Source organism: Bacteroides cutis, from assembly GCF_900241005.1.
GTDB lineage: Bacteria > Bacteroidota > Bacteroidia > Bacteroidales > Bacteroidaceae > Bacteroides > Bacteroides cutis.
Window position 1 is genome coordinate 58,104 of sequence record NZ_OEST01000006.1, and the last position, 23,768, is coordinate 81,871.

General features: G+C 41.8%; 17 protein-coding genes. 12 read left to right on the forward strand and 5 right to left on the reverse strand.

The genetic code is table 11. The annotated features are described in order from the left end of the window. Window positions 1–31 precede the first annotated feature (31 nt). From C1A09_RS13135 to purL, 4 genes are all read right to left on the reverse strand, one after another. Window positions 32–580, reverse strand: a complete 549-nt coding sequence (locus tag C1A09_RS13135) for a chromate transporter (protein ID WP_101544949.1) — start codon at window positions 578–580, stop codon at window positions 32–34. Window positions 581–630: 50 nt separating this feature from the next. Next, a complete protein-coding gene (locus C1A09_RS13140; RefSeq protein ID WP_101544951.1) occupies window positions 631–1,179 on the reverse strand; it encodes a chromate transporter in 549 nt (182 codons plus the stop codon). Then, complete coding sequence (locus C1A09_RS13145) at window positions 1,176–5,207, reverse strand: hybrid sensor histidine kinase/response regulator transcription factor (RefSeq protein ID WP_101544953.1); 4,032 nt, start codon at window positions 5,205–5,207, stop codon at window positions 1,176–1,178. Before C1A09_RS13145 ends, C1A09_RS13140 begins: the two co-directional genes overlap by 4 nt. 191 nt (window positions 5,208–5,398) lie before the next feature. Next, window positions 5,399–9,103 carry a phosphoribosylformylglycinamidine synthase gene (gene purL, locus C1A09_RS13150; RefSeq protein ID WP_101544955.1) on the reverse strand — a complete coding sequence of 1,235 codons (3,705 nt, stop codon included), beginning with the start codon at window positions 9,101–9,103 and terminating at the stop codon, window positions 5,399–5,401. 359 nt (window positions 9,104–9,462) lie between these two features. On the opposite strand from purL, the gene C1A09_RS13155 reads away from it, so the two are divergent. The 12 genes from C1A09_RS13155 (at window position 9,463) to C1A09_RS13215 (ending at window position 22,384) form a co-directional block, all read left to right on the forward strand. After that, complete coding sequence (locus C1A09_RS13155; RefSeq protein WP_101544957.1) at window positions 9,463–10,116, forward strand: LysE family translocator; 654 nt, start codon at window positions 9,463–9,465, stop codon at window positions 10,114–10,116. Between the two features lie 35 nt (window positions 10,117–10,151). Continuing rightward, complete coding sequence (locus C1A09_RS13160) at window positions 10,152–10,691, forward strand: DUF4924 family protein (protein WP_101545132.1); 540 nt, start codon at window positions 10,152–10,154, stop codon at window positions 10,689–10,691. 49 nt (window positions 10,692–10,740) lie between these two features. Then, window positions 10,741–11,595, forward strand: a complete 855-nt coding sequence (rfbD, locus tag C1A09_RS13165) for a dTDP-4-dehydrorhamnose reductase (RefSeq protein WP_101544959.1) — start codon at window positions 10,741–10,743, stop codon at window positions 11,593–11,595. A gap of 21 nt (window positions 11,596–11,616) precedes the next feature. Continuing rightward, a complete protein-coding gene (locus C1A09_RS13170) occupies window positions 11,617–13,191 on the forward strand; it encodes a peptide chain release factor 3 (RefSeq protein ID WP_101544961.1) in 1,575 nt (524 codons plus the stop codon). Between the two features lie 184 nt (window positions 13,192–13,375). Then, a complete protein-coding gene (locus C1A09_RS13175) occupies window positions 13,376–14,356 on the forward strand; it encodes a helix-turn-helix transcriptional regulator (protein WP_101544963.1) in 981 nt (326 codons plus the stop codon). 134 nt (window positions 14,357–14,490) lie between these two features. Continuing rightward, window positions 14,491–15,591, forward strand: coding sequence for an AAA family ATPase (locus C1A09_RS13180; protein ID WP_101544965.1), 1,101 nt, complete (start codon window positions 14,491–14,493; stop codon window positions 15,589–15,591). Beyond that, complete coding sequence (locus C1A09_RS13185; RefSeq protein ID WP_101544968.1) at window positions 15,588–16,400, forward strand: hypothetical protein; 813 nt, start codon at window positions 15,588–15,590, stop codon at window positions 16,398–16,400. Before C1A09_RS13180 ends, C1A09_RS13185 begins: the two co-directional genes overlap by 4 nt. 760 nt (window positions 16,401–17,160) lie before the next feature. Next, the gene (locus tag C1A09_RS13190; RefSeq protein WP_101545134.1) at window positions 17,161–17,955 is read left to right on the forward strand and encodes an ADP-ribosylglycohydrolase family protein; all 795 of its coding nucleotides are present in this window, start codon (window positions 17,161–17,163) and stop codon (window positions 17,953–17,955) included. A gap of 354 nt (window positions 17,956–18,309) precedes the next feature. Continuing rightward, window positions 18,310–18,798 (forward strand): HU family DNA-binding protein, encoded by a 489-nt coding sequence (locus C1A09_RS13200; RefSeq protein WP_101544972.1) that lies wholly within the window; start codon window positions 18,310–18,312, stop codon window positions 18,796–18,798. A 218-nt stretch (window positions 18,799–19,016) separates the two neighbouring features. Further along, entirely contained in the window at window positions 19,017–19,277 is a 261-nt protein-coding gene (locus tag C1A09_RS13205) for an OadG family protein (protein ID WP_101544975.1), read from the forward strand. Between the two features lie 39 nt (window positions 19,278–19,316). Continuing rightward, the gene (locus C1A09_RS13210; protein ID WP_101544977.1) at window positions 19,317–21,149 is read left to right on the forward strand and encodes a biotin/lipoyl-containing protein; all 1,833 of its coding nucleotides are present in this window, start codon (window positions 19,317–19,319) and stop codon (window positions 21,147–21,149) included. Continuing rightward, window positions 21,149–22,384, forward strand: coding sequence for a sodium ion-translocating decarboxylase subunit beta (locus C1A09_RS13215; protein ID WP_101544979.1), 1,236 nt, complete (start codon window positions 21,149–21,151; stop codon window positions 22,382–22,384). Before C1A09_RS13210 ends, C1A09_RS13215 begins: the two co-directional genes overlap by 1 nt. 85 nt (window positions 22,385–22,469) lie before the next feature. Here C1A09_RS13215 and C1A09_RS13220 read toward each other — a convergent pair whose 3' ends face one another. Further along, window positions 22,470–23,741 (reverse strand): TolC family protein, encoded by a 1,272-nt coding sequence (locus C1A09_RS13220; RefSeq protein ID WP_101544980.1) that lies wholly within the window; start codon window positions 23,739–23,741, stop codon window positions 22,470–22,472. Between the last annotated feature and the right edge of the window lie 27 nt (window positions 23,742–23,768).

The window sequence follows — 23,768 nt, forward strand, 5'->3', positions numbered from 1 at the left end:
ATAGTTAAGGGATAAAGGGTATAACTCTTTTTTAGTAGAGTATAAGTCCTGCAATTCCGCATATGATAATCATTAATATTGGATTGGCCTTGTATTTTTTCGTTCCAATAAAAACAACGAGAAAAATTATTACACTCATGATGAAAGAATAGAGGTCTTCCATAGGAGAATTGAAGTTTTCTGTATTCATCAATACCAATGCGGCAGATGCCAACAAGCCTACTACTGCCGGACGGAGTCCACTGAATACTGCTTCTACAGACGGATGTTTTTGATATCTCAGAAAAAACTTACTGATGGTGAGCATCAGGATGAATGAGGGTAATACTACTGCAAAGGTAGCTACAACAGAACCCCATATACTTCCCGTTGCCGTGAAGCCTACATAGGTAGCGGAATTGATGCCGATGGGACCCGGAGTCATTTGGCTGATAGCTACAATGTCTGTAAATTCCTGTGACGAGAGCCAGCCATAACGAGTGACTACTTCACCTTGTATCATAGAAAGCATGGCGTATCCACCGCCAAAACCGAAAAGGCCGATTTTGAAGAAAGTATAGAATAATTGAAGGAATATCATGATAAGTGATTAATGGTTAGTGATTGGTAATTTATCATTGACGGAACTCTTTATTTCTTGTCTTTCCGATGTTTCCAACGTCCGAAACAGTAACCGCCCGCTCCGGCAGCAATAATGATCCAGATGGGGGAGAAGCCCAGTAACCAAATAAGCAAGGCAGAAATAACAGGTATCCAGATATTATAGCGATTGATCCGGGCTGATTTAGCCATGCTGAATGTGGGGGCGGCAATCAAAGCAACCACCGCTGGACGTATACCTTTGAAAATACGTTCCACATAAACATTGTCCTTGAAGTTATGGAAAAACAGCGCTATGGCAAGGATAATGAGAAAAGAAGGTAATATGGTACCTAAGGCAGTGATAATGCTTCCCCTCAATCCGCGTAGTCGATAACCGATAAAGATGGAAATGTTAACAGCAAGGATACCTGGAGCCGATTGCGATATGGCAAGTAAATCGATAAAATCTTCCTGAGCTATCCACTTACGTTTGGTTACAATTTCATTCTCAATCAGCGGTACCATGGCGTAACCACCTCCAATAGTAAATGCTCCTATTTTGAAAAAAATGGAGAACGCTTCGATATACATATTCATTTTTCTTCTTTTTCCTTTACTTCTTCTGAATCTTGTTTACCATATTGACTCGGACTCATATTGAAATATTTCTTGAATACCTCACGGAAATATTTGGCGTCGTTGAAACCTGTCATTTCCGCAATCTCGGTGACTGTATGCTTTTGCTCTTTCAGCAGTTTGGCGGCATATTTCAAGCGGATAAAACGTATGTAGTCACTTGGTGCCTGGTCTGTTAATGCTTTGAGTTTGGAGTAGAAGCTACTTCGACTCATATTTAGCAATTTGGCAAGCGTATCGACAGTGAAGTCGGAATTATCCATATTATCTTCTACGCTTTTCTTAATGGTTGCGATAAATTTCCATTCCTTATCCGAAGAACAGTTGATGCAATCGCTATGATTTTCATCATCGTCTAATTCCAAATTGGCATATTTACGACGCAAGATGGCGCGATTTACCAAGAGGTTGGCTATAGTGGCACGAAGAATTCCGATATTGAACGGTTTCACAATGTATTCATCTGCACCAATTTGTAATCCTTCGATAATGTTTTTATCTGTATTGAGGGCTGTGAGCAAGATGATAGGAATGTGGGAGGTAGTGATATCGCTCTTTATCACCTTACATAATTCATCACCACACATTTCGGGCATCATGATATCAGAAATAATCAGGTCTGGGAAATATTCTTTCACAATGATGAGCGCATCTTTGCCGTTACTGCATATTTGTATATTATATTCCTCAGAAAGGGAATTACGTAAGTAGTTACGTAATTCATCATTGTCCTCTACGATCAATATTTTCTGACGTTCTTCAGCTTCAAGAGTTTGCTGTTTCATGTTTTCGTAGATGCTACTGTCTGGCTGAGAAATACTGACTGGTACGCCAGCTTCCGAGTAAACCACTTTCTCACCCTTCAATGGAGGGCGCTGTATAGCTTTACGATAATATTTCTCTGCTTTCGGGAACGTAACCTTCATATTGGAACCCTTACCTTCGGTACTGGTAAAACTCAATTTACCTTTGTGTATACTTACGAGTTTACCTACCAAAAGCAATCCGATACCACTACCGGTAATCTTGGAATTGATAGCATTGCTACCTCTGAAATGTATCTTGAACAGTTTCTTTTGTTCAGATGCGGGAATACCGATACCGGTGTCCTTCACTTCAATACACCAGTTGTCCGAACTTTCGCCTGCATAGATATGTACACTTCCACCTTCAGGAGTATATTTCAAGGCATTGGATATAAGATTTTTCAGAATTGAATCCATCTTATCCTTATCCAGCCAAACATTCAGATAACGGAAGTTCGTTTCATAAGTTAGATTAATATGTTTTACATTGGCGTATGAACGGAAGGCATTGACAGTTTCTGTCATATAGGCATTCAATTCATATTCGGATATATAGAGACTGGATGTATATGTATCGGCACGCTCAAAGTTGATTAAGTTTGTTGTCAAACGTAACAGGGCATTTACATTACGTAAGGAAGTATTGATATTATTACGTCCATTGTCGCTCAATGTCTCGCGATCGGCAATTTCTTCCAAAGGAGCTTTGATAAGTGTCAATGGGGTACGGATATCGTGTGCAGTATTGATGAAGAACCGTATTTTCTCATCGGATATTTTTCTTTGTTTACGCATTACAATAACGCGCAAAGTGATACTTGCAATCGCTATGATGATTATGGCGTATAGTAATAAAGCCCATATACTAAGCCAGATGGGTTGTTCAATGATGATAGTCATCGCACGTTCTTCCAGAATAATGCGGCGATCTTCATTGGAGATGGCACGTACACGCAATGTGTATTCGCCGGGGCTCAAATTCGTGAAACGGATAATGTTTTCCTGTCCCGGACGGCTCCATCCGTTGTAAAAACCTTCCAACTTCCAAGAATATAGAATGAGAGAAGGATAATCATAGTTGATAGTCGAAACGTTTAAAGAAAATATATTCTGATTATATTTTAATTGTAAGGTTTTTGTTTCGTCTATATCCACCATTAATGGAGAACCGTTATCTTTAGGATAAACGGTTTGGTAGAATACGCGGAGGTCACTGAAGATCATCTTAAACTTATAATCACGTGGTAATACCATGTTTTTATCAAATTCAATGGCACCGTCCGTGCTGCCAAAGATGATATTTCCATTTTTGCGTAATGTACCCGAAGCTGCACTGAAGTGATCTGATTTTAAACCTTGTTCCTTAGTCCAATTGTGGAAAGTCTTTTCTGTAGGATTGAAACTGGATAAACCGTGTTCCGTGCTTAAGAATATATCTAGTTTCCCATCGGAGAGTATAGTATATATATTATTGGAAATAAGTGCACTGTTATCTTTATGGAAATGTTCAAACTTTTTAGTTTGAGGATTATAAATCAACAATCCCGAATTATTGGTTCCTATATATAATAAACCCTTGGGTGATTGATATAAAGAATATATATAGATCGATTCTACCGGCATTGGGATATATTGATATTTGCCAGTTGATTTTTCTAATAAGTAAAGCCCATTGGCAGTACCTATCCACATGTATTGGTCGTTCTTCTCAATGATTTCCGTAATTCCGTCCAATCCGGGAATATATTCTATTTTCTTATTTACGTAGTCTATCTTTTTGAGATTATAATAGCCTCCCGACCATATATTCCCTTTATTATCTTTGGTAATGGCACGGATATATTTATCCGGACGGATATTTAGATTACTAAATAAAGAAGGTGTAAAAAAGTCTACAGACAAATTCTTTTTATCTATTTCGTAGATACCGGAGCTGTAGCCTCCTACCCAAATGATACCAGGGCTTACCTCGCATAGTGAAATAAATGTATGGTTTTGGTTGTGGTTATCCTTATTGAATACACTGAGGAAGGAATGCCATTGCTTTGTTTTTTCAACGTATAAACTTACTCCATTATTAGTGGCATACCACATGTCACCATCAGTATCTTCCATGACGGCATTTACTTGGTCATTGATAAGCGACTGAGGATTTCCGATAGAATGTTTTATCCATTTATAATCGTTATATCGGTTATTTCGTACAGTAATGCCGATAGGATAGTTGGCCATCCAGATTCGTTGTTCATTATCAACATATATATCATTGATGGTATTGCCGTTCATGGCATTATAACGATTATAATCGGCTATAATATATGGTTCGCATTTATAGGTGTCTACATTCATTTTGTAAACTCCTGCGCCATCGGTGGCGATCAGTATCTCATTATCACCAAAGATACAGATACGGTTGATACTAATATCTTCCAAACCAGATTTCAGCATGACCGTGTGATGAAGGTTCAGGTCATACACGAATATTCCTTTTTGAAACGTTCCAATAAATACTTTATTACTACCTTTATGGAAATAGAGTTCATTGATCTGGAATTGCAATGTATCAAGTTTGTCACAAGGACTGAGTGACAGAATATTATTCTTCAACTCTGCATAATGTATGCCGACATCTGTTCCAATAAAATAGTGTAAACTGTCTATCTGTACAATCTTTGTTATGTTTTCTTCAATAGCGTTTCGAATTACAATGGACTTGTCTGTTTTGCTATCATATAAGTATATGGCTTTATCATTGCATAACCATACGATATCGTTATTGTCGATATAACCGAAAGTGACAGGAGTATGACGGTTTTTGGATTCACTGTCGGGTAACTTATATACCAGTTGGAAGCGATCATGCTTATTCTCATAACGAAACACGCGGCCTTTCTTGCCGATTTGCCATAATCTGTCTTGGGTATCTACATAGAGCCAATTTAAGTTCATCATGGAGTTGACTTCTTCTTCGCCATCCATTAACTTGTACTGTTTGAAGTCTTTACCATTATAGCGATCGATCCCATCGTGTGTCAGAAACCACATGTAACCTTTGGGCCCCTTTTGAATTGCGTATACCCGTCTATTACTTAGTCCATCTTCTACACCAATATATTTATATGTCTGAGCGGTGCAAAAAAGTGAAGACAAAAGGTACACAAGAAAAATGAAAAACTTTCTCATAAATAACCTATTTAGGGTTTGAATATGATGATAAATTCTGGGGGGACTAAAAATTAACACAAAAGTAGTGAATTTGTTTATGATATGCAAAAAAAAATGGAGAATACGCAAGGAATAATAAGCAAAAACAGACGCGGATTATAGAAAAATCCGCGTCTGTAAGTTTCTGTGGAAAGTGATATAAAATGTTTTTATTTTTTCTTGTTTTCTACCCATTTACGTGCATTGACGAAGGCTTCTATCCACGGGGTAATCTGATCGGAATTTATACGATCTGCAGGATAATAAGCATTCTGCCACGGGAAGATGGCACGTTCCAAGTGAGGCATCATTGCCAAGTGGCGTCCGTCGGCACTTGCTAAACCGGCTATTGAATAATCTGAACCATTGGGGTTGGCTGGATATTCGTCATAAGTGTATTTTAGTACAACGTTATACTTATCTTCATCGTAAGGCAGTGAGAACTTACCTTCTCCATGAGCTACCCAAATACCCAATTTACTACCACTCAATGAACCAAACATTACACTACGGTTGGTAGGAACAGTAACGCTGAGGAAACGGGACTCAAACTTGTGGGAGTCGTTATGCAACATCTTGCCTTGTTTCTTTAGTTCAGGATTAATAAGATTGAGTTCCATCATCAATTGGCAACCATTGCAGACACCTAATGAAAGGGTATCTTCGCGGGCATAGTACTTATCAAGGGCTTCTTTAGCCTTCGGGTTGAATAGGAACGCGCCTGCCCATCCTTTGGCAGAACCGAGAACATCGGAATTGGAGAAACCACCACAATAAACAATCATATTTACGTCTTCCAATGTTTCACGTCCGCTGATAAGATCAGTCATGGTCACGTCTTTTACGTCGAAACCGGCAAGATAGAGTGAGTAAGCCATTTCACGCTCGCCGTTGGTGCCTTTCTCACGGATAATGGCCGCACGGATACCGGTTGTATTGCGACGGTTCGGATCAATTTCATACTGAGAGAATTTACCTTTGAATTGAGGCATAAAGGTTAAATCCATTGGTTGCATTTTATAGTTCTCGAAACGTTTTTTGGCACAACCGTTCATGGATTGCTTACGGTCGAGCAGATAAGAAGATGAGTACCACACGTCACGCATATAGTCTATACCAAATTGGTAGGTAGCGCCATTCTTGGAAACAAGGATATGGCGTTCATCTGTCGGCTTACCGAGTTTTACGTAACCTATACCGGCGTTTTCCAGTATTTGTTTTACTTCTTCTTTATGTTTGTCGCTTACTTGGATAACGATACCCGGGTTCTCTGCAAATAGAATTTTGATGAGGTCTTCTTCCTTTATTTTATCCAGATTGATTTCCATACCGCCTTCTACATTGGAGAAGCACATTTCCAGTAAAGTGGTGATAAGGCCACCGGCTGAGATATCGTGTCCGGCAAGAATTAAGCCTTTGTTCACTAATTCTTGTACAGCAAGGAAAGCATCGCGGAAGTACTCGGCGTCTTGTACGCAAGGCACTTCGTCACCTACTTTACCCAAGGATTGTGCAAACGCAGAACCACCAAGTTTCAGCTTGTCGAAACTGAAATCAATATGATAAATAGTAGTCTTCTCATTGTTGACGAGAACAGGAGAAACGACTTTTTTTACATCGGAGACTTCACCGCCTGCAGAAACAATCACTGTACCTGGAGCAATGACTTTACTTCCGTCGGGGTATTTCTGGGTCATGGAGAGAGAGTCTTTACCTGTCGGTACATTGATTTGTAGGGCACAGCAGAAATCGCTCAATGCCTTTACTGCAGTATAAAGACGTGCATCTTCGCCTTCCTGTGAACGGCAAGGCCACATCCAGTTGGCCGAGAGTGATACGCTGTCCAAACCTTCGGCAAGAGGAGCCCAAACAAGATTGGTCAATGCCTCACTGACGGAGAGTACTGAGCCGGCAGCCGGATCGGCAAGTGCTGCTTGGGGAGCATGGCCGAGAGAAGTTGCAATACCTTTCTCGCCACGGAAATCCAAAGCAACTACACCACAGTCGCTCAACGGTAACTGAAGTTCACCCAGACATTGCTGACGGGCAATTTTACCTGTTACGGAACGGTCTACCTTATTGGTCAACCAGTCTTTACAAGCAACAGCTTCCAACTGAAGTACGTTTGTGAGATATTCATGTAACTGTGGAAGCTCATATTTCGGCATTTCGTAATGGCGCTCCACAGTCTTGTCTACCATATAAGTTTTAGGAGAGGAACCGAACATTTGTTCTACGGCAAGATCGAACGGGCGGATACCGTCAGCTTGTTGGAAAGCAAAGCGATGATCTCCGGTTGTTTCACCGACTATGTACATTGGAGCGCGTTCGCGTTCGGCTATTTTGCGTACGTGGTCAATTGCTTCTTCCTGGATGAGTAAGCCCATACGTTCCTGACTTTCATTGGCGATGATTTCTTTGGCTGACAATGTCTTGTCACCGATAGGCAATTTATTCATGTCAATTAAGCCGCCACATTCTTCTACCAACTCGGACAAACAGTTGACGTGTCCGGCAGAACCATGGTCATGGATGGAAACAACCGGATTGTTTTCTTCTTCACAGAGGGCACGCACTACATTGTAGGCACGTTTCTGCATTTCTGCATTAGCACGCTGTACGGCATTTAATTCGATGCCGCTGCTGTAGCGTCCGGTATCTACTGACGATACAGAGCCACCACCCAAACCGATTCGATAATTATCACCACCGATTACAACTACTTTGTTTCCGGCTTCAGGAGCACCTTTCAGGCAGTCACGTTGTGTACCGTAACCTACACCGCCGGCAAGCATGATGACTTTATCGTACCCATAAACTTCGTTTTTTTCTTTGTGCTCAAAAGTAAGTACGGAACCGCAAATCAATGGCTGACCAAATTTGTTACCAAAGTCGCTGGCACCGTTGGAAGCTTTGATTAAAATTTGTTCCGGCGTTTGATATAACCATTGACGTACAGGTAAGATATTCTCCCATTCACGATCTTCGTCCGTACGGGGATATGAAGTCATATAAACAGCAGTTCCTGCAATTGGCCAGGAACCTTTACCGCCACCCATACGGTCGCGGATCTCTCCACCCGTACCGGTTGATGCGCCGTTGAACGGTTCTACAGTTGTTGGGAAATTATGTGTTTCAGCTTTTAGTGAGATGACACTTTTGATATCTTTCACCTGAAAATAATCAGGTTTTGAATGGTCTGCCGGGGCAAACTGTTCGATAATCGGACCTTCGGCAAAAGCTACATTATCTTTATAAGCGGAAATTATCTTATTGGGATTTTCTTGAGTGGTTTTCTTAATCATTTGAAAAAGAGAAGACTCTTGTTCTACTCCATCAATGATAAAAGTACCGCCGAAGATTTTATGACGACAGTGCTCTGAGTTGATTTGTGCGAAACCAAACACTTCGGAATCGGTCAGAGGGCGCCCAAGGTCTTTCTCTACTTTCTTAAGATAGTCCATTTCTTCTTTAGAAAGTGCAAGACCTTCTTTTTCATTGTATGCTTCCAGATCCTCAATGTGAACAATAGGTTCAGGCTGACGATTGGTTGTGAATACATTCTGATCCAACCCTTTATACATACGTTGCAACATCGGGTCATACTCTGCGTTTTCATCTTTTACAGGGAAGTACTCTTCAATGCGGGTGATACTTTCCAAACCCATGTTTTGGGTGATTTCCACGGCATTTGTACTCCAAGGAGTAATCATTTCACGGCGCGGGCCTACGAAATGTCCTTTCAGGTTGTCTTCACTTTCGGGGGTGGCTTCTCCAAAAAGCCAGCAGAGTTTGTCGCTGTCTGCTTGTGGGAGTTCGTGGTCACATTCTACGGCAATCACGCTCTTGGATGGGGTTCTGAAAAAAAGAATCATAGTTATATTTACGATTTTACGATTTTACGATTTTACGATTGAAGTTACTAAAAAATAGTTTCTTCATCTTTTCTTCCTGAGTGCAAAGATAGGGAAATCGAATGAATTATAATCAAGTTTACTTGAATTTGTCTGGTCGATAAAAACTTCAACCCTGAAGGATACCCTTTTTTCCTTACCTTTTATCCATTAGGAGACTAAAATATATTTGATGTTTTTGTAATGTAATTCTCTTAATATATCTAAACATATAAATATCAGGTCTGAAAAGGGATATTCTTTACTTTTAAGATCCTTTTCCGTCGAAAAAACGTTAACTCTATTCGTTCGTCTCATAAAAAAGTCCGATATTTGCAGGCATGATTCAGATAGAGACCATATTTGACATATTATGGAAAGGATTCATAATCGGTGTTATTGTGTCCGCACCATTGGGGCCTGTAGGGGTATTGTGCATCCAGCGTACTTTGAATAAAGGACGTTGGTATGGTTTTGTAACCGGTATAGGAGCTTCTTTGAGTGATATTGCATATGCTTTGTTGACGGGCTACGGGATGAGTTTCGTTTTTGATTATGTTAACAAGAATATTTTTTACCTGCAACTTTTCGGAAGTATCTTGTTATTGGTATTTGGTATTTATACGTTTCGCAGCAATCCTGTACAATCTATTCGTCCGGTTTCTACCAACAAAGGATCTTATTTTCATAACTTCATCACTGCTTTTGCCGTTACACTCTCCAATCCACTGATTATCTTTCTGTTTGTCGGCCTTTTTGCTCGTTTTGCTTTTGTAAGTGAGGGAGTATTGGTATTTGAGGCTGTTACGGGATATTTTGCCATTGCTTTAGGCGCTTTAGCATGGTGGTTCGGTATTACTTATTTTGTAAATAAAGTTCGTACGCAATTTAATTTGCGTGGTATTTGGATATTGAACCGTATCATCGGAAGTATTGTCATGGTGGTGTCTGTGCTTGGGTTGGTGTTTACTTTGATGGGAGAATCTTTGTATTAGTTGATAAACGATAGTTGATAATTGATAATTTCCCGATGAAGATTGCAAAACAACTGAAAGAAAAGAATATTGCCGAATACCTTATATATATGTGGCAAGTAGAAGACTTGCTTCGTGCCAATAAGTGCGATATTGATGAAATACGTCATAATATCATTTCCCATTACGCAGAAGAAGAACGTGCTGCGTTAGAAGAATGGTATGCCAATCTGGTTGAGATGATGCGTACGGAAGGAGTGAAGGAAAAAGGACATCTGCAAATCAACCGTAATGTGATACAGAGTCTGACAGAATTGCACGCTGTTTTACTGGCTTCCACCCAATATCCGTTTTATAACGCCGCTTATTTCAAAGCATTGCCTTTTATTGTAGAATTGCGCCGGAAAAACGGAAAAGAGGATGAACCGGAGTTGGAGACTTGTTTCGAGGCCCTCTATGGTATATTATTACTGCGTTTGCAGAAAAAAGAAATCAGTCAGGGGACTGCCAAAGCTATGGAAGCAATCAGCAGTTTCGTTTCACTGCTGGCCAATTACTACGATAAGGAAAAGCGTGGCGAATTGGAGCTGGATTAAGGGAGAATTGTTCATCGTAACATTAATATTTATAAGTGTAACTCTTTAAATGAATATTTTAATAACCGGTGCCAACGGTCAACTTGGCAATGAAATGCAGGTATTGTCGCAAGAAAATCCTCAACATTCCTATTTCTTTACCGACGTGCAGGAACTGGATATTTGTGACGAACAGGCGGTGTGTGCGTTTGTAGTAAATAATCAGATAAATGTTATTGTGAATTGTGCTGCCTATACAGCAGTCGATAAGGCGGAAGACAACGCTGAACTTTGTGATAAACTGAACCATGTCGCTCCGGGATATCTGGCCGCCGCCGCTGAGGCTTGCGGCGCTGCATTGATTCAAGTTTCCACGGATTATGTTTTTGACGGTACGGGACATATTCCTTATACGGAAGAAGTTGCCCCTTGTCCCAATTCCGTATACGGCTCCACAAAGTTGGCAGGAGAACAAGTTGTATTGAAGAATTGTAGCCGTGCCATGATTATCCGTACAGCATGGTTATATTCCATTTACGGAAATAATTTCGTGAAGACCATGATCCGTCTGGGACGCGAGCGTGAAACTTTGGGTGTTGTCTTTGATCAGATAGGAACGCCGACATACGCCAATGACTTGGCACGTGCCATTTTTGCAGCTATCAATCAAGGTATCATTCCTGGCATCTATCATTTCAGTGATGAAGGTGTTTGTTCCTGGTATGATTTTACTTTGGCGATACACCGTCTGGCAAGTATTACAACCTGTAAGGTAAGTCCATTGCACACGGATGAATTTCCGGCTAAAGCACCACGTCCGCATTACTCTGTATTGGATAAAACAAAGATAAAGAAGACATTCGGTATTGAAATTCCTCATTGGGAAACAAGCTTGGCTGCCTGCATTAAGAATTTGGAAAAGTGATTATTACTGACTAATTGATATATGGCCAATAACAACGAAATAGAAAGAAGACGGACATTTGCGATTATCGCGCATCCGGATGCCGGTAAAACGTCATTGACTGAGAAGCTATTGCTTTTCGGTGGACAGATACAAGTAGCCGGAGCTGTAAAAAGCAATAAAATAAAGAAAACGGCGACATCCGACTGGATGGATATTGAAAAACAACGTGGTATTTCTGTTACCACTTCCGTGATGGAGTTTGACTATCGGGATTATAAAATCAATATCCTCGATACTCCGGGTCACCAGGATTTTGCTGAGGACACTTATCGTACGCTGACTGCTGTAGACAGTGTCATCATTGTAGTGGACGGTGCGAAAGGTGTGGAAACCCAGACCCGTAAATTGATGGAAGTTTGCCGTATGCGTAATACGCCGGTGATCATCTTCGTCAACAAGATGGACCGTGAAGCGAAAGACCCGTTCGATTTGCTTGACGAATTGGAGGAAGAACTCTCTATCCATGTGCGTCCCTTGACGTGGCCCATCGAAAGCGGTGTCCGTTTCAAGGGAGTATACAATATCTATGAACATAATCTGAACCTCTACCAACCCTCCAAGCAAGTTGTCACGGAAAAGGTAGAAGTAGATATCCATACCGAAGAACTGGATAAACATATCGGTTCATCGCTGGCCGACAAACTTCGCGGCGAGCTGGAACTGATAGATGGAGTTTATCCCGAATTCAATAATGAAGAATACCTGAAAGGCGAGCTTGCCCCGGTTTTCTTTGGCTCTGCATTGAACAATTTTGGTGTGCAAGAGTTGCTGGACTGTTTTGTGGAGATTGCCCCGAGTCCCCGTCCCGTAAAAGCGGAAGAGCGTGAAGTGGCGCCGGAAGAACCTAAATTTACCGGTTTTATTTTCAAGATTACAGCCAATATCGATCCGAACCACCGTTCCTGTATCGCTTTCTGTAAGATATGTTCCGGCAAATTTACACGGAATGCTCCTTACTTGCATGTGCGTCACGGAAAAACGTTGCGTTTTTCTTCACCTACCCAGTTCATGGCGCAACGCAAGACTACCATTGATGAAGCTTGGGCGGGAGATATTATCGGTTTGCCGGATAATGGTACCTTTAAGATCGGTGATACGTTGACTGAGGGCGAAATGCTTCATTTCCGTGGATTGCCAAGCTTCTCTCCCGAGATGTTCAAATACATCGAAAATGCCGATCCGATGAAGCAGAAACAGCTTGCCAAAGGTATCGACCAGTTGATGGACGAAGGTGTGGCACAGTTGTTTGTCAACCAGTTCAACGGTCGCAAGATTATTGGTACTGTAGGCCAGTTGCAGTTCGAAGTCATCCAATACCGTTTGGAAAATGAATACAGCGCCAAATGCCGTTGGGAGCCGTTGAGCCTGTATAAAGCCTGTTGGATTGAAAGTGATGACCCTGAAGAACTGGAGGCTTTCAAAAAACGTAAATACCAGTATATGGCGAAAGACCGTGAAGGCAGGGATGTGTTCCTGGCTGATAGCGGTTATGTACTACAAATGGCGCAGATGGACTTCAAGAATATAAAGTTCCACTTCACCAGCGAGTTTTGAGCTATATGATTTTGGCTGACTCACGACTATGAATAATACAGGTCGAAGAGAAATATAACTGAAGAGGTACAAAGTAATGAAAAACTTTGTACCTCTTTATTTATTGTGGGAAGAAAGTGTTACCTTTGTTTCTGTAACTTTGCCGTTCCTCTCTACCTTATTATTATAAACACAAAATTTCAAAATGAAATACATCTCTCTTTTTCTCTTACTTACCCTCCTTTGGGGACTGACAGCCTGCTCGAAACCTTCCGGTAAGACGTTGATGAACTACGAACAGTCCCTTGTCCGTGCCGACTCGCTGGTACAGACGGGTATTGTTGACAGTGCCCAAGCCGTCCGCCTGATTTCCGACTTGCACCGTGAATACAATCAGATAAAGAAACTTTCCGATGGCAGGCATGTGCGGTTGAAACCGGTCAGTGGTTACGAACGTTTCTTCTGGGGAGTGTTTTCTATAATCATGTTCAGTATCTCCGGTGCTATGTTGTTCAGCCTTGTCCGGTTCAAGAAAGAGCGCCGTCACCGCAACTACCTTATCACCCTGAGCGAGAATGAACAGCGTCTGCGCAACAACGAACGCGAACGTGAGGAACTGGAAGAGTGCTTGAAGGAGATGTCGCTGACCGACGAAGAGCGCGAAGAAGTGCATGGCTCGCTGACAAACCTCATGGAACATGGCAGTCGTCTGGATAAAGAAAACGAGTCACTCCGCACCCGTCTCAAGGAGTATGAAGACAACCCCGTGCCTCGCGAACTGGAACTGTTGAGGAAAGAGGGCGAGCGTGTCCGTATGCTCGACGGGCAGGTACAGGCGCTCGCTTCCGCCATGATAGACGCAGACGAGGTGATGAAGCAGTTGCGTACACAGCCCAAATACCTTGCGGACAGCCAGTGGGAGTATTTGCAGAAGCTTACTGACAGAGTGTACAAGGGCGCTTCCAAACGCCTTGTCTTGCGTTTTCCCCAGCTTACGCCTGCCGACAGCCAGCTTTGCATGCTTATCCGCCTGCACTTCAGCAATGCGCAGATTGCCACGCTCACTGCCGTGTCTCCCGCTTCCGTGTCCCAGCAGAAGTTCCGCCTGAAGAAACGGATGATGCAGGTGGATGGCAGGTTGTTTGCCGATGGAGAGACGCTGGATACAGTAGTGTGTCATGTCTGAAATTTCGGATTGCAAGACAACAGCAACAAGGGTATGAAACTATTAGGTGGGCATTAAGATAAATTAAGCCCGTAATTTTTTTACGGAAATCCTTTTCCGTATCTTTGTCTTCTGAAAGTTAAGTCAATAGAAGTATGTTAGTAAAATTCGCTGTTACCAACTATCGTGGATTTGCAGACCGCATCGAGTGGGATTTGTCAAATCCGGCAAATTATGAGTTCAATAAAAATGCTATCAAAGACGGTATCATAAAAAATGGTATAGTATATGGTCCGAACGGGTCGGGTAAAACAAACTTCAGTTTGGCCTTATTCGATATTGAGAACCATTTGTCTCCCAAATGGAAAAAGATAGATTATTATGTGAACTTCATTTATGCCGGAAAGAAAGAGGGAACAGTCGAGTTTGAATATACATTTAGATTTGGGAACGAGACAATTCTCTATACCTATTCCAAAGGTGCAGGCGGTATATTAGCGTCCGAATCGCTTCGAGTGGACGATAATTTGGTTTTTGAACGGAAGAATGGTTCTTTTTGTATAGACAAGCAACAGTTTCCTATGGAAGAAACCATAGAGAATAACCTCGGAAGCAATGCAAATAACGTGTCGATAGTCAATTTCTTATTGACTTCTTATCCCTTAAGCAAAGAGCATTATCTGATAAAACTCAGCAAGTTTGTTAACTCTATGCTTTGGTTCAGAAATCTCGATATAAGGGAGTTTATCGGGCTTGAAACAAGCGTAACGAATCTTGATGAGTTTATCATTGCAAATGGGCTACTCAAAGAATTTTCAAATTTCCTGCAGAGTGTCAGCGGGCAGAATTTTCAACTTACTGTGCATTCCTCTACTGATAAGCAGATTCTTTGTGATATAGACGGTTCTGAGATTCCCTTTAACTTGGTTGCATCTACGGGAACCAGATCACTGCAATTACTTTATTTTTGGATGAAACGAATGAGTGAAGCGTCATTTGTCTTTATTGACGAATTTGATGCGTTCTATCATTTCCGTTTAGCCTTTGAAGTGTGCAAAATGCTGTTCAATATGGATTGTCAGATATTTACGTCTTCGCATAATACATATTTGATGACAAATGATTTGCTGCGTCCGGACTGTAATTTCATCTTGAATGAAAATAAGATTAAGCCTTTGTGTGACTGTACAGATAAAGAGTTGAGATTCGGACACAATATTGAGAAACTTTTTCGGGGTAACACTTTTAAAGTATGATTCTATTTATTTTTGAAGGCAAGAAATGTGAACCTCGTCTTTTTGAGACTTTGAAACATTTGTTTTTCACCAAAGAGGTGGAGCCTTTTGTTTGTACTTACAATAGCAATATCTATTCTTTGTATTCAAAGTTGAAGGGGTATGACGTCTTTGAAAATGTTACAGCAAGCGGAAATACGGTAACTATACTTAATGATATATTGCAAAAGAACGGGGATGATACTCTTGCTGGCATTCTGGAAGTAGATGTTTCTGAAATATTCTTGTTTTTTGATTATGATTTTCAAGAATCCCGATTGACATTGGAAGAGAATAACCGGCATATTGGTGAAATGCTGGAGTATTTTGACGATGAAACCGGAAATGGGAAATTGTATATCAATTATCCGATGGTGGAGTCTGTGTTCTATACCAAGCAACTGCCGGATAAGGATTATCTGAGTTATGACATTACTCGTGAGAAATGTTATAATTTTAAAGCCTTGGCTCGTGATTTTTCTTTTTATAATTCTTTTGAGCATCTGCTTGTATCAGGTAATAAAAATGAGAAAGAGGAAAAGAAGTTGCTGAAACAACAGGTTGCTAAAGAGAATTGGTTGCATTTGACCGATATGAATGTTCGGAAGGCAAACTTCATTTGTGTAGGTGTTGATGCTATACCAGTTTTAAAAGAAAATCTCGCTCAGAGCAACATATATGAAAATCAACTGGCTAAGTATGTAAATACAGAAAATTGCAGAGTAGCTGTCTTGAACTCATTTCCGATATTTTTATATGATTATTTTAGAGATATAGCCAACCTGTGTTGATTTATTAGGACAAAAAGTCGCTGATTTCCCCTATTCTCAATTCTGTTTTGCTACTAATATAACCTCGGTCTTATACTGAACCCTATTCAGTCGTATACTGAATGCCATTCAGTCGTATATTGAATCCTATTCAGTCGTATACTGAATTACCCCCACTTCAGAAGGCGTTCCGGGAGGGGATGGACTGTGGCAGATTGATGGCTTGAAGCGGATGGTTTTGGATTTTGAAATGTTGTTACAAAATGAGAAGTGGGTAGATTTGTAATTTTAGAAAATATTGCTATTCATAGTTTTCTTTCTCTTTTGTATTTACGTTTAATAGAAGAATATCAGATGATGATTTTGAAAGCCTTGCAAAACTAGCTGTTATTTGTTATATTATAGTACCTTAGCCACTTTGATAGATTGACTTATCAGGTGCAGGCAGAGGTTGGTGGAAAACTTACTGGGCTAACAGGAAAACTACAGAATAATTATAAATCAAGAAAAAATGGTTGGTGGGAGAGATTCAAAAACAGTCTGTTTGCTGATGACCAATTTACGTAAACAGATAGCAGAGGCTAATGGCATAGAATATGTACAGACAGAATGTACTCATGTGGGATCTTGCAGTGGCACTTGCCCGGCATGTGAACAGGAATTGCAGGATCTTGAACGGAAATTGAATGAGAAAGAAAGTAGAGGAGAGCATGTAATAATAGATTGTGTATCTCTTTTTAATGAGGAATTGCTATCTTTCAGAAATAAAAATATTGAAGCGATGAATACAGAAGATATTTTGTTGGGAGCCATTGCCGGAGACATAATAGGCTCTGTCTATGAATTCTCGCCGGTAAAAGAGTGGAATTTCCCATTGTTTACCGAAGCATCGAAGTTTACCGATGACACCGTTATGACAGTTGCCAATGCAGATTGGTTGTTGACGGGAGATAGTCTTTTAGGTATCATGCAGGATTATGGAAACCGTTATCCATTAGCAGGATATGGTAGTAGTTTTATCCGTTGGCTATGGGCTGATGATCCGCAGCCTTATAATAGTTGGGGAAACGGCTCGGCCATGCGTGTCAGTCCTGTGGGATGGTTTTTTGATACACTGGAGGAAACATTGGTTGCGGCAAAGCGGAGCGCGGAAGTAACGCACAATCACTCTGAAGGGATAAAAGGAGCGCAGGCTACGGCGGCTTGTGTCTTTTTGGCACGTACGGGCAAATCCAAGCAGGAGATAAAGAAGTATGTAGAGGAGATGTTTGGTTATAATCTTAGTCGTACTTGTAATGAGATAAGGCCTACTTATAGTTATGATATTTCTTGTCAAGGTACGGTGCCGGAATCTATCATTGCTTTTTTGGAAAGCACGGACTATGAAAGTGCTATTCGGCTGACTGTATCTTTAAGAGGAGATGCGGATACGATGGGGGCTATTACGGGTGGCATTGCGGAAGCCTATTATGGTGGTGTACCTGACTTTATAAAGGAGGAAGTTATCAAAAGATTACCTGATGAGTTTGTGACGGTAATGAGAAAATTCTCGATTGCAAAATTAAAATGTAAATGATATCATAACAACCACCTTGTAGAGCCAGAAGATATAGGTGTATTCATTATCAGATATTTATGGATAGTGTTTGTAGAGATTACTACCTTGTTCTTCTTATTCCTGCTTTATATTTTCCTTCTCCTTGTAGAGACGGTGTTTTTGTAATCTTTTGTTTTTAAGTGATTTATGTAAATCGGCTGTAGATGCCATTTTCTTGTTTTCCCTTGTACCTTGCCCTAACTTTGCAACATCGAATTTGAGAAAAGCAGACGGCTGAACCGTTGAGGCCTCACGATGAAGACTTCTGTTTCTCGGGTGAGACAAGAGAAACCGGATATACATTATTAATTAATCATTTAAAACATTACGATTATGGCATTTTTTAGAAGAATTCAGAAGAAAGTAAACGATTTGTGGTACCCTCAATCAGTAACCTGGGGCAAGGCGGTTACTACCCGTGAAGTGGCAGATGAACTGTCCGTTCTCTCTACCGTGACCCGTGGTGACACGTATGCGGTAATGGAGAACTTGGGACGTGTATTGAGTAATTTCATGGGGCAGGGACGTACTGTGAAGATAGACGGCATAGGTACCTTCTATTATACGGCTACTTCTGCCAAAAGAGGGGTGCCGACGGCTGAGGAGGTAAGCGCTTCGCTGATTAACGGGGTACGTGTCCGTTTCTTGCCCGAAGTGGAGCGTAACAGTGGCCGCCAGGTGACTACCCGCAGCATGGTGAATACAAAGATTGTTTGGGAAGAGTGGGGCAAGTTGTCTGTTTCTTCCGGTGACTCTTCCACCGGCGGCAATCCGGGTGAGGGCGGTAACGATGAAGACCAGAACGAGAATCCGTTGGGATAGGGAGGTTCCGCCGTTAGCTCAGCTTTTTAGTTGACAGGACCTGAGGGGACGAGTTGACGAGGGGGAAGTATTCTCCTTGTCAACTCGTCCCCTTGTTCTTTCTTCCCGGACTCCTATTTTAGCAAATTTTATTATTATATTTCTGCATTTTCTCATCAATTATCGCTAATTTCGGACGTTTTTATCTAAAAATGGCTGAATAACTAATAAATTATAATATGGAAAACTTGAATACGGCACTTTTGCTGATGGTTGTGGGTATGGCTACGGTCTTTGCTATCCTGTTGATTGTTATCTATATGGGAAAAGGTCTTATTGCGCTTGTGAATAAATATGTCCCTGAAGAAGTGGTGCCTGCCAAAGCTGTGGGGAATGCTCCTGCACCTATTCCCGGAAATATCCTGGCTGCTATCAGTGCGGCTGTAACAGTGGTTACACAAGGTAAAGGTAAGGTGGCGAAGGTAGAAAAAATTAAATAGTAAAATTAATCTTATATAAAAAATACACTGAAAAATAGTATGAAAAGAGAAATTAAATTCAGCTTGGTGTTCAGGGATATGTGGCAGAGTGCCGGAAAATATGTTCCTCGTGTAGACCAGCTGGTGAAGGTTGCTCCCGCTATTATTGAGATGGGCTGTTTTGCCCGTGTAGAAACCAATGGCGGAGGTTTTGAACAGGTAAATTTATTGTTTGGGGAAAATCCTAATAAAGCCGTACGCGAATGGACGAAACCATTCCATGAAGCAGGTATTCAGACTCATATGTTGGATCGTGCACTGAACGGGCTTCGTATGAGCCCTGTACCGGCCGACGTGCGTAAACTTTTTTATAAAGTAAAGAAAGCGCAGGGTACGGATATCACTCGTACTTTCTGCGGATTGAATGATACCCGTAATATTATTCCTTCTATCGGCTATGCACATGATGCGGGAATGATTTCCCAATGTTCGCTGTGTATCACTTTCTCTCCGGTGCACACGGTGGAATATTATGTGAACATGGCTAAGGAACTCATTGAGGCGGGTGCAGATGAGATTTGTATTAAGGATATGGCCGGCATCGGGCGTCCGGTATCTTTGGGTAAGATTGTAGCAGGTATCAAGAAGATAAAAGATATTCCTGTCCAGTATCATAGCCATGCGGGCCCCGGTTTTAATATGGCAAGTATCCTTGAGGTTTGTGAGGCAGGTTGCGATTATATAGACGTGGGTATGGAGCCGCTTTCATGGGGTACGGGACATGCTGACTTGCTCAGTGTACAGGCTATGTTGAAAGACGCCGGTTTCCAGGTGCCTGAAATCAATATGGAAGCCTATATGAAAGTCCGTGCTCTTATTCAGGAGTTTATGGATGACTTCCTCGGACTTTACATCAGCCCGAGAAATCGCTTGATGAATTCCCTGTTGATAGGTCCGGGACTTCCGGGTGGTATGATGGGTAGCCTGATGGCTGACTTGGAGTCCAATCTGGAATCTATCAATAAGTATAAGGCAAAACGTAATTTGCCGTTTATGACGCAAGACCAGTTGCTTATCAAGTTGTTCAACGAAGTGGCATACGTTTGGCCCCGTGTGGGTTATCCACCGTTGGTGACCCCGTTCAGCCAGTATGTTAAGAACCTTTCCATGATGAATGTCATCGCTATGGAGAAAGGTAAGGAACGTTGGGGGATGATTGCCGATGACATCTGGGATATGTTGCTGGGCAAGGCAGGTAAGTTGCCGGGTACGTTGGCTCCCGAACTGATAGAAAAGGCTGAACGTGAAGGACGTAAATTCTTCACCGGAAATCCGCAGGACAACTATCCTGACGCGTTGGACAAGTACCGCAAGATGATGAAAGAGAATAAATGGGAACTTGGCGAGGACGAAGAGGAACTCTTTGAATATGCCATGCATCCGGCACAATATGAGGCATATAAAAGCGGTAAGGCGAAAGAAGATTTCTTGGCTGATGTTGAAAAACGCCGTGCAGAACGGGATAAATCTCCGTTGGATGATGCCAAACCTAAAACTCTCACGGTGCAGGTGGACGGACAGGCTTATCGCGTAACGGTGGCCTATGGTGACATTGATCTTCCGGCTTCCGCTACTGAAAAGGTTACTGCTCCCGTAGGTGAAGGGCAAGATGTGCCGGCTCCGCTGGAAGGTAAGTTCTTCCTTACCAAGAATGCGCAGGAAACTCCTCTGAAAGTGGGGGATAAGGTAGAGAAGGGCGATCTCCTTTGCTATATTGAAGCCATGAAGACGTACAATGCCATCCGTGCCGACTTTGCCGGAACGGTGACTGCCATTTGCGTTAATCCGGGTGACTCTGTTTCTGAAGATGATGTATTAATGAAGATTGGATAATGGAAGATATATTTGCAAAACTCTATGATATGACGGCTTTCAGCAATATTATTGCCGATCCGTCATTCCTCGTGATGTATGCCATTGCTTTCATTCTGCTTTATCTGGGAATTAAGAAACACTACGAACCGTTGTTGTTGGTGCCTATCGCTTTCGGTGTACTCATAGCCAACTTTCCCGGCGGTGATATGGGGGTAATTCAGGCGGATGAAAATGGAATGGTTATGGTAAACGGGGTGTTGAAGAATATCTGGGAAATGCCGTTGCATGAGATTGCACACGACTTGGGATTGATGAACTTCATCTATTATATGTTGATCAAGACCGGATTTTTGCCTCCCATTATCTTTATGGGAGTAGGTGCGTTGACAGACTTTGGACCGATGCTTCGTAATCTGCGTCTCTCTATATTCGGTGCGGCAGCGCAACTTGGTATTTTTACAGTATTGCTTTGTGCCGTGATGATAGGTTTTACTCCACAGGAAGCAGGTGCGCTGGGTATTATCGGTGGTGCCGATGGTCCGACGGCTATCTTTACTACGATTAAGCTGGCTCCTCATTTGTTGGGACCGATCGCTATTGCCGCTTATTCTTATATGGCTTTGGTGCCGGTGATTATTCCGTTGGTAGTAAAACTGTTCTGCTCCAAAAAGGAACTGATGATTAATATGAAAGAACAGGAGAAACTTTATCCTTCGAAGACGGAAATCAAGAACCTGCGGGTGTTGAAGATTATTTTCCCGATTGCAGTTACTACGATTGTAGCTCTTTTTGTGCCTACTGCGGTACCTTTGATCGGTATGTTGATGTTTGGCAATTTGATTAAGGAGATCGGTTCTGATACCAGTCGTTTATTCGATGCTGCTGCAAATAGTATCATGAATGCGGCAACTATTTTCTTGGGATTGAGTGTGGGGGCTACGATGACCAGCGAAGCGTTCTTGAATTGGACGACTATCGGTATTGTAATAGGTGGCTTCCTTGCATTTGCTTTGTCAATTACGGGGGGGATTTTCTTTGTAAAGCTGTTTAATCTGTTCTCTAAGAAGAAGATTAACCCGTTGATTGGTGCAACCGGGTTGAGTGCCGTACCTATGGCGAGCCGTGTTTGTAATGATATCGCTACGAAATATGATCCGAAAAATCATGTGTTGAATTATTGTATGTCCAGTAATATTTCGGGTGTTATCGGTTCGGCTGTGGCAGCTGGTGTGCTGATCTCGTTTCTCGGGTAAATAAGTTTGCTGAATAATATTTTTAGGCACGGATTACACGTAATCCGTGCCTAAAATTTATAATACTTTTCTGAACAGGCATTTTTTATTCGCTAATAACTTTTCTATATTCAGCCATCGCCATTTTAGCGGCAAGATGAGCATTGATTAAATTGGTTTGGGCCTGTGTCCATGACAGTTGTGCTGAAAGTACATCGACCATACTGGATTTTCCCTCATTGTAGGAAAAGGTAACAAGATCAAGGTTTTCTTCCGCAAGCTTTGTATTTTCTTCCGCGGTTTTTACTTGTTGTTCTGTTTCCGCCAGTTTGGTGGTGGCGGCAGATAGTTCTTCCAATATATTATCAGTGACATAACTTTGTTGCAGTTTCTGAATACCGATATAGGCTTTCTGTTGGCGGTTTGTCTTGAAACGGGCACCCCATCGGAAGATAGGTATGTTAAGATTGATCCCGGCAATGGGAGTATGCGGTACATCCAATCCCATGTATGTAATTCCCGTATCCCAACCTGTAGCGAGAAACATGTTGAGTTGGGGATTATATTTACTTAGGGCGGCTTTTCGTTGTGCTTCGCTCTTGGCTATATTGACGAATGTACCGGCATAGTCGGCACGGCGTTCTAAAACGTCATCCAGATTGAGAGGAGTGACCGGTGGACAGGCAACATTGATCTCATAAAGACTGTCTACTGGTTCATCCGGTTTTGCTCCCATCAGTATATTCAATTGCTGTAGGGCGAGAGTGTGGTTTTGACGGGCCTTGATGAATTGCAGTTCGGCTTCTTTCTTGCGGGTAGATATCATTAGCAGATCGGTACGGCTGATGGCGCCATCGTTGAACCGGTCTTGGATGATGTTATATTGTTGGTCGATAATCTCTTCGAACTTTGCGGCAGCTTTAAGAATGGCCCATGCGGCAGAAGCATTCCAATAAACGGCGTCGCTCTGATAGTGAATTTGGTCTATAGTCAGTTCGATGGCAAGTTTGTCCAACTCTTCATCAGCTTTAGCTATTTTTTTTTGAGCAATCAATGCGCCTCCCGTATATAAAGGTTGGCCTAATGTAACCAATGCTTGATAAGTGTAAGGACGATATTCTCCTTTCGGACTGTTCCACTTGTCCAACCGATTCAGGTTGGCAGTACCCTCACCGGTAATGTCTATCTGTGGCAGAAAACCGGTAGCGGCTATTTTTCGCGCTTCGATACTTGCAACAGACTTCAATTGTTGCTGTTTCAAAATCTGACTGTAGGCTTCTACTTTGTCACGATAGGTTTCTCGGCTCAGGTATTGTTGTGCTCCGGCATTCAAGCCGAAACATAGCCAGAATAGAATAAATATATTTGTTTTCATCATTCAAACGATAAATAGTAAATCATCAAA

Excerpts from the sequence above, each read along its gene's own strand:
- C1A09_RS13220 (WP_101544980.1), bottom strand. The coding sequence starts at position 23,741 with ATGATGAAAACAAATATATTTATTCTATTCTGGCTATGTTTCGGCTTG.
- C1A09_RS13155 (WP_101544957.1), top strand. The coding sequence starts at position 9,463 with ATGATTCAGATAGAGACCATATTTGACATATTATGGAAAGGATTCATA.
- C1A09_RS13160 (WP_101545132.1), top strand. The coding sequence starts at position 10,152 with ATGAAGATTGCAAAACAACTGAAAGAAAAGAATATTGCCGAATACCTT.
- C1A09_RS13205 (WP_101544975.1), top strand. The coding sequence starts at position 19,017 with ATGGAAAACTTGAATACGGCACTTTTGCTGATGGTTGTGGGTATGGCT.
- purL (WP_101544955.1), bottom strand. The coding sequence starts at position 9,103 with ATGATTCTTTTTTTCAGAACCCCATCCAAGAGCGTGATTGCCGTAGAA.
- C1A09_RS13180 (WP_101544965.1), top strand. The coding sequence starts at position 14,491 with ATGTTAGTAAAATTCGCTGTTACCAACTATCGTGGATTTGCAGACCGC.
- C1A09_RS13170 (WP_101544961.1), top strand. The coding sequence starts at position 11,617 with ATGGCCAATAACAACGAAATAGAAAGAAGACGGACATTTGCGATTATC.
- C1A09_RS13210 (WP_101544977.1), top strand. The coding sequence starts at position 19,317 with ATGAAAAGAGAAATTAAATTCAGCTTGGTGTTCAGGGATATGTGGCAG.
- C1A09_RS13190 (WP_101545134.1), top strand. The coding sequence starts at position 17,161 with ATGAATACAGAAGATATTTTGTTGGGAGCCATTGCCGGAGACATAATA.
- C1A09_RS13140 (WP_101544951.1), bottom strand. The coding sequence starts at position 1,179 with ATGAATATGTATATCGAAGCGTTCTCCATTTTTTTCAAAATAGGAGCA.
- C1A09_RS13175 (WP_101544963.1), top strand. The coding sequence starts at position 13,376 with ATGAAATACATCTCTCTTTTTCTCTTACTTACCCTCCTTTGGGGACTG.
- C1A09_RS13185 (WP_101544968.1), top strand. The coding sequence starts at position 15,588 with ATGATTCTATTTATTTTTGAAGGCAAGAAATGTGAACCTCGTCTTTTT.
- C1A09_RS13200 (WP_101544972.1), top strand. The coding sequence starts at position 18,310 with ATGGCATTTTTTAGAAGAATTCAGAAGAAAGTAAACGATTTGTGGTAC.
- C1A09_RS13145 (WP_101544953.1), bottom strand. The coding sequence starts at position 5,207 with ATGAGAAAGTTTTTCATTTTTCTTGTGTACCTTTTGTCTTCACTTTTT.
- C1A09_RS13215 (WP_101544979.1), top strand. The coding sequence starts at position 21,149 with ATGGAAGATATATTTGCAAAACTCTATGATATGACGGCTTTCAGCAAT.
- rfbD (WP_101544959.1), top strand. The coding sequence starts at position 10,741 with ATGAATATTTTAATAACCGGTGCCAACGGTCAACTTGGCAATGAAATG.
- C1A09_RS13135 (WP_101544949.1), bottom strand. The coding sequence starts at position 580 with ATGATATTCCTTCAATTATTCTATACTTTCTTCAAAATCGGCCTTTTC.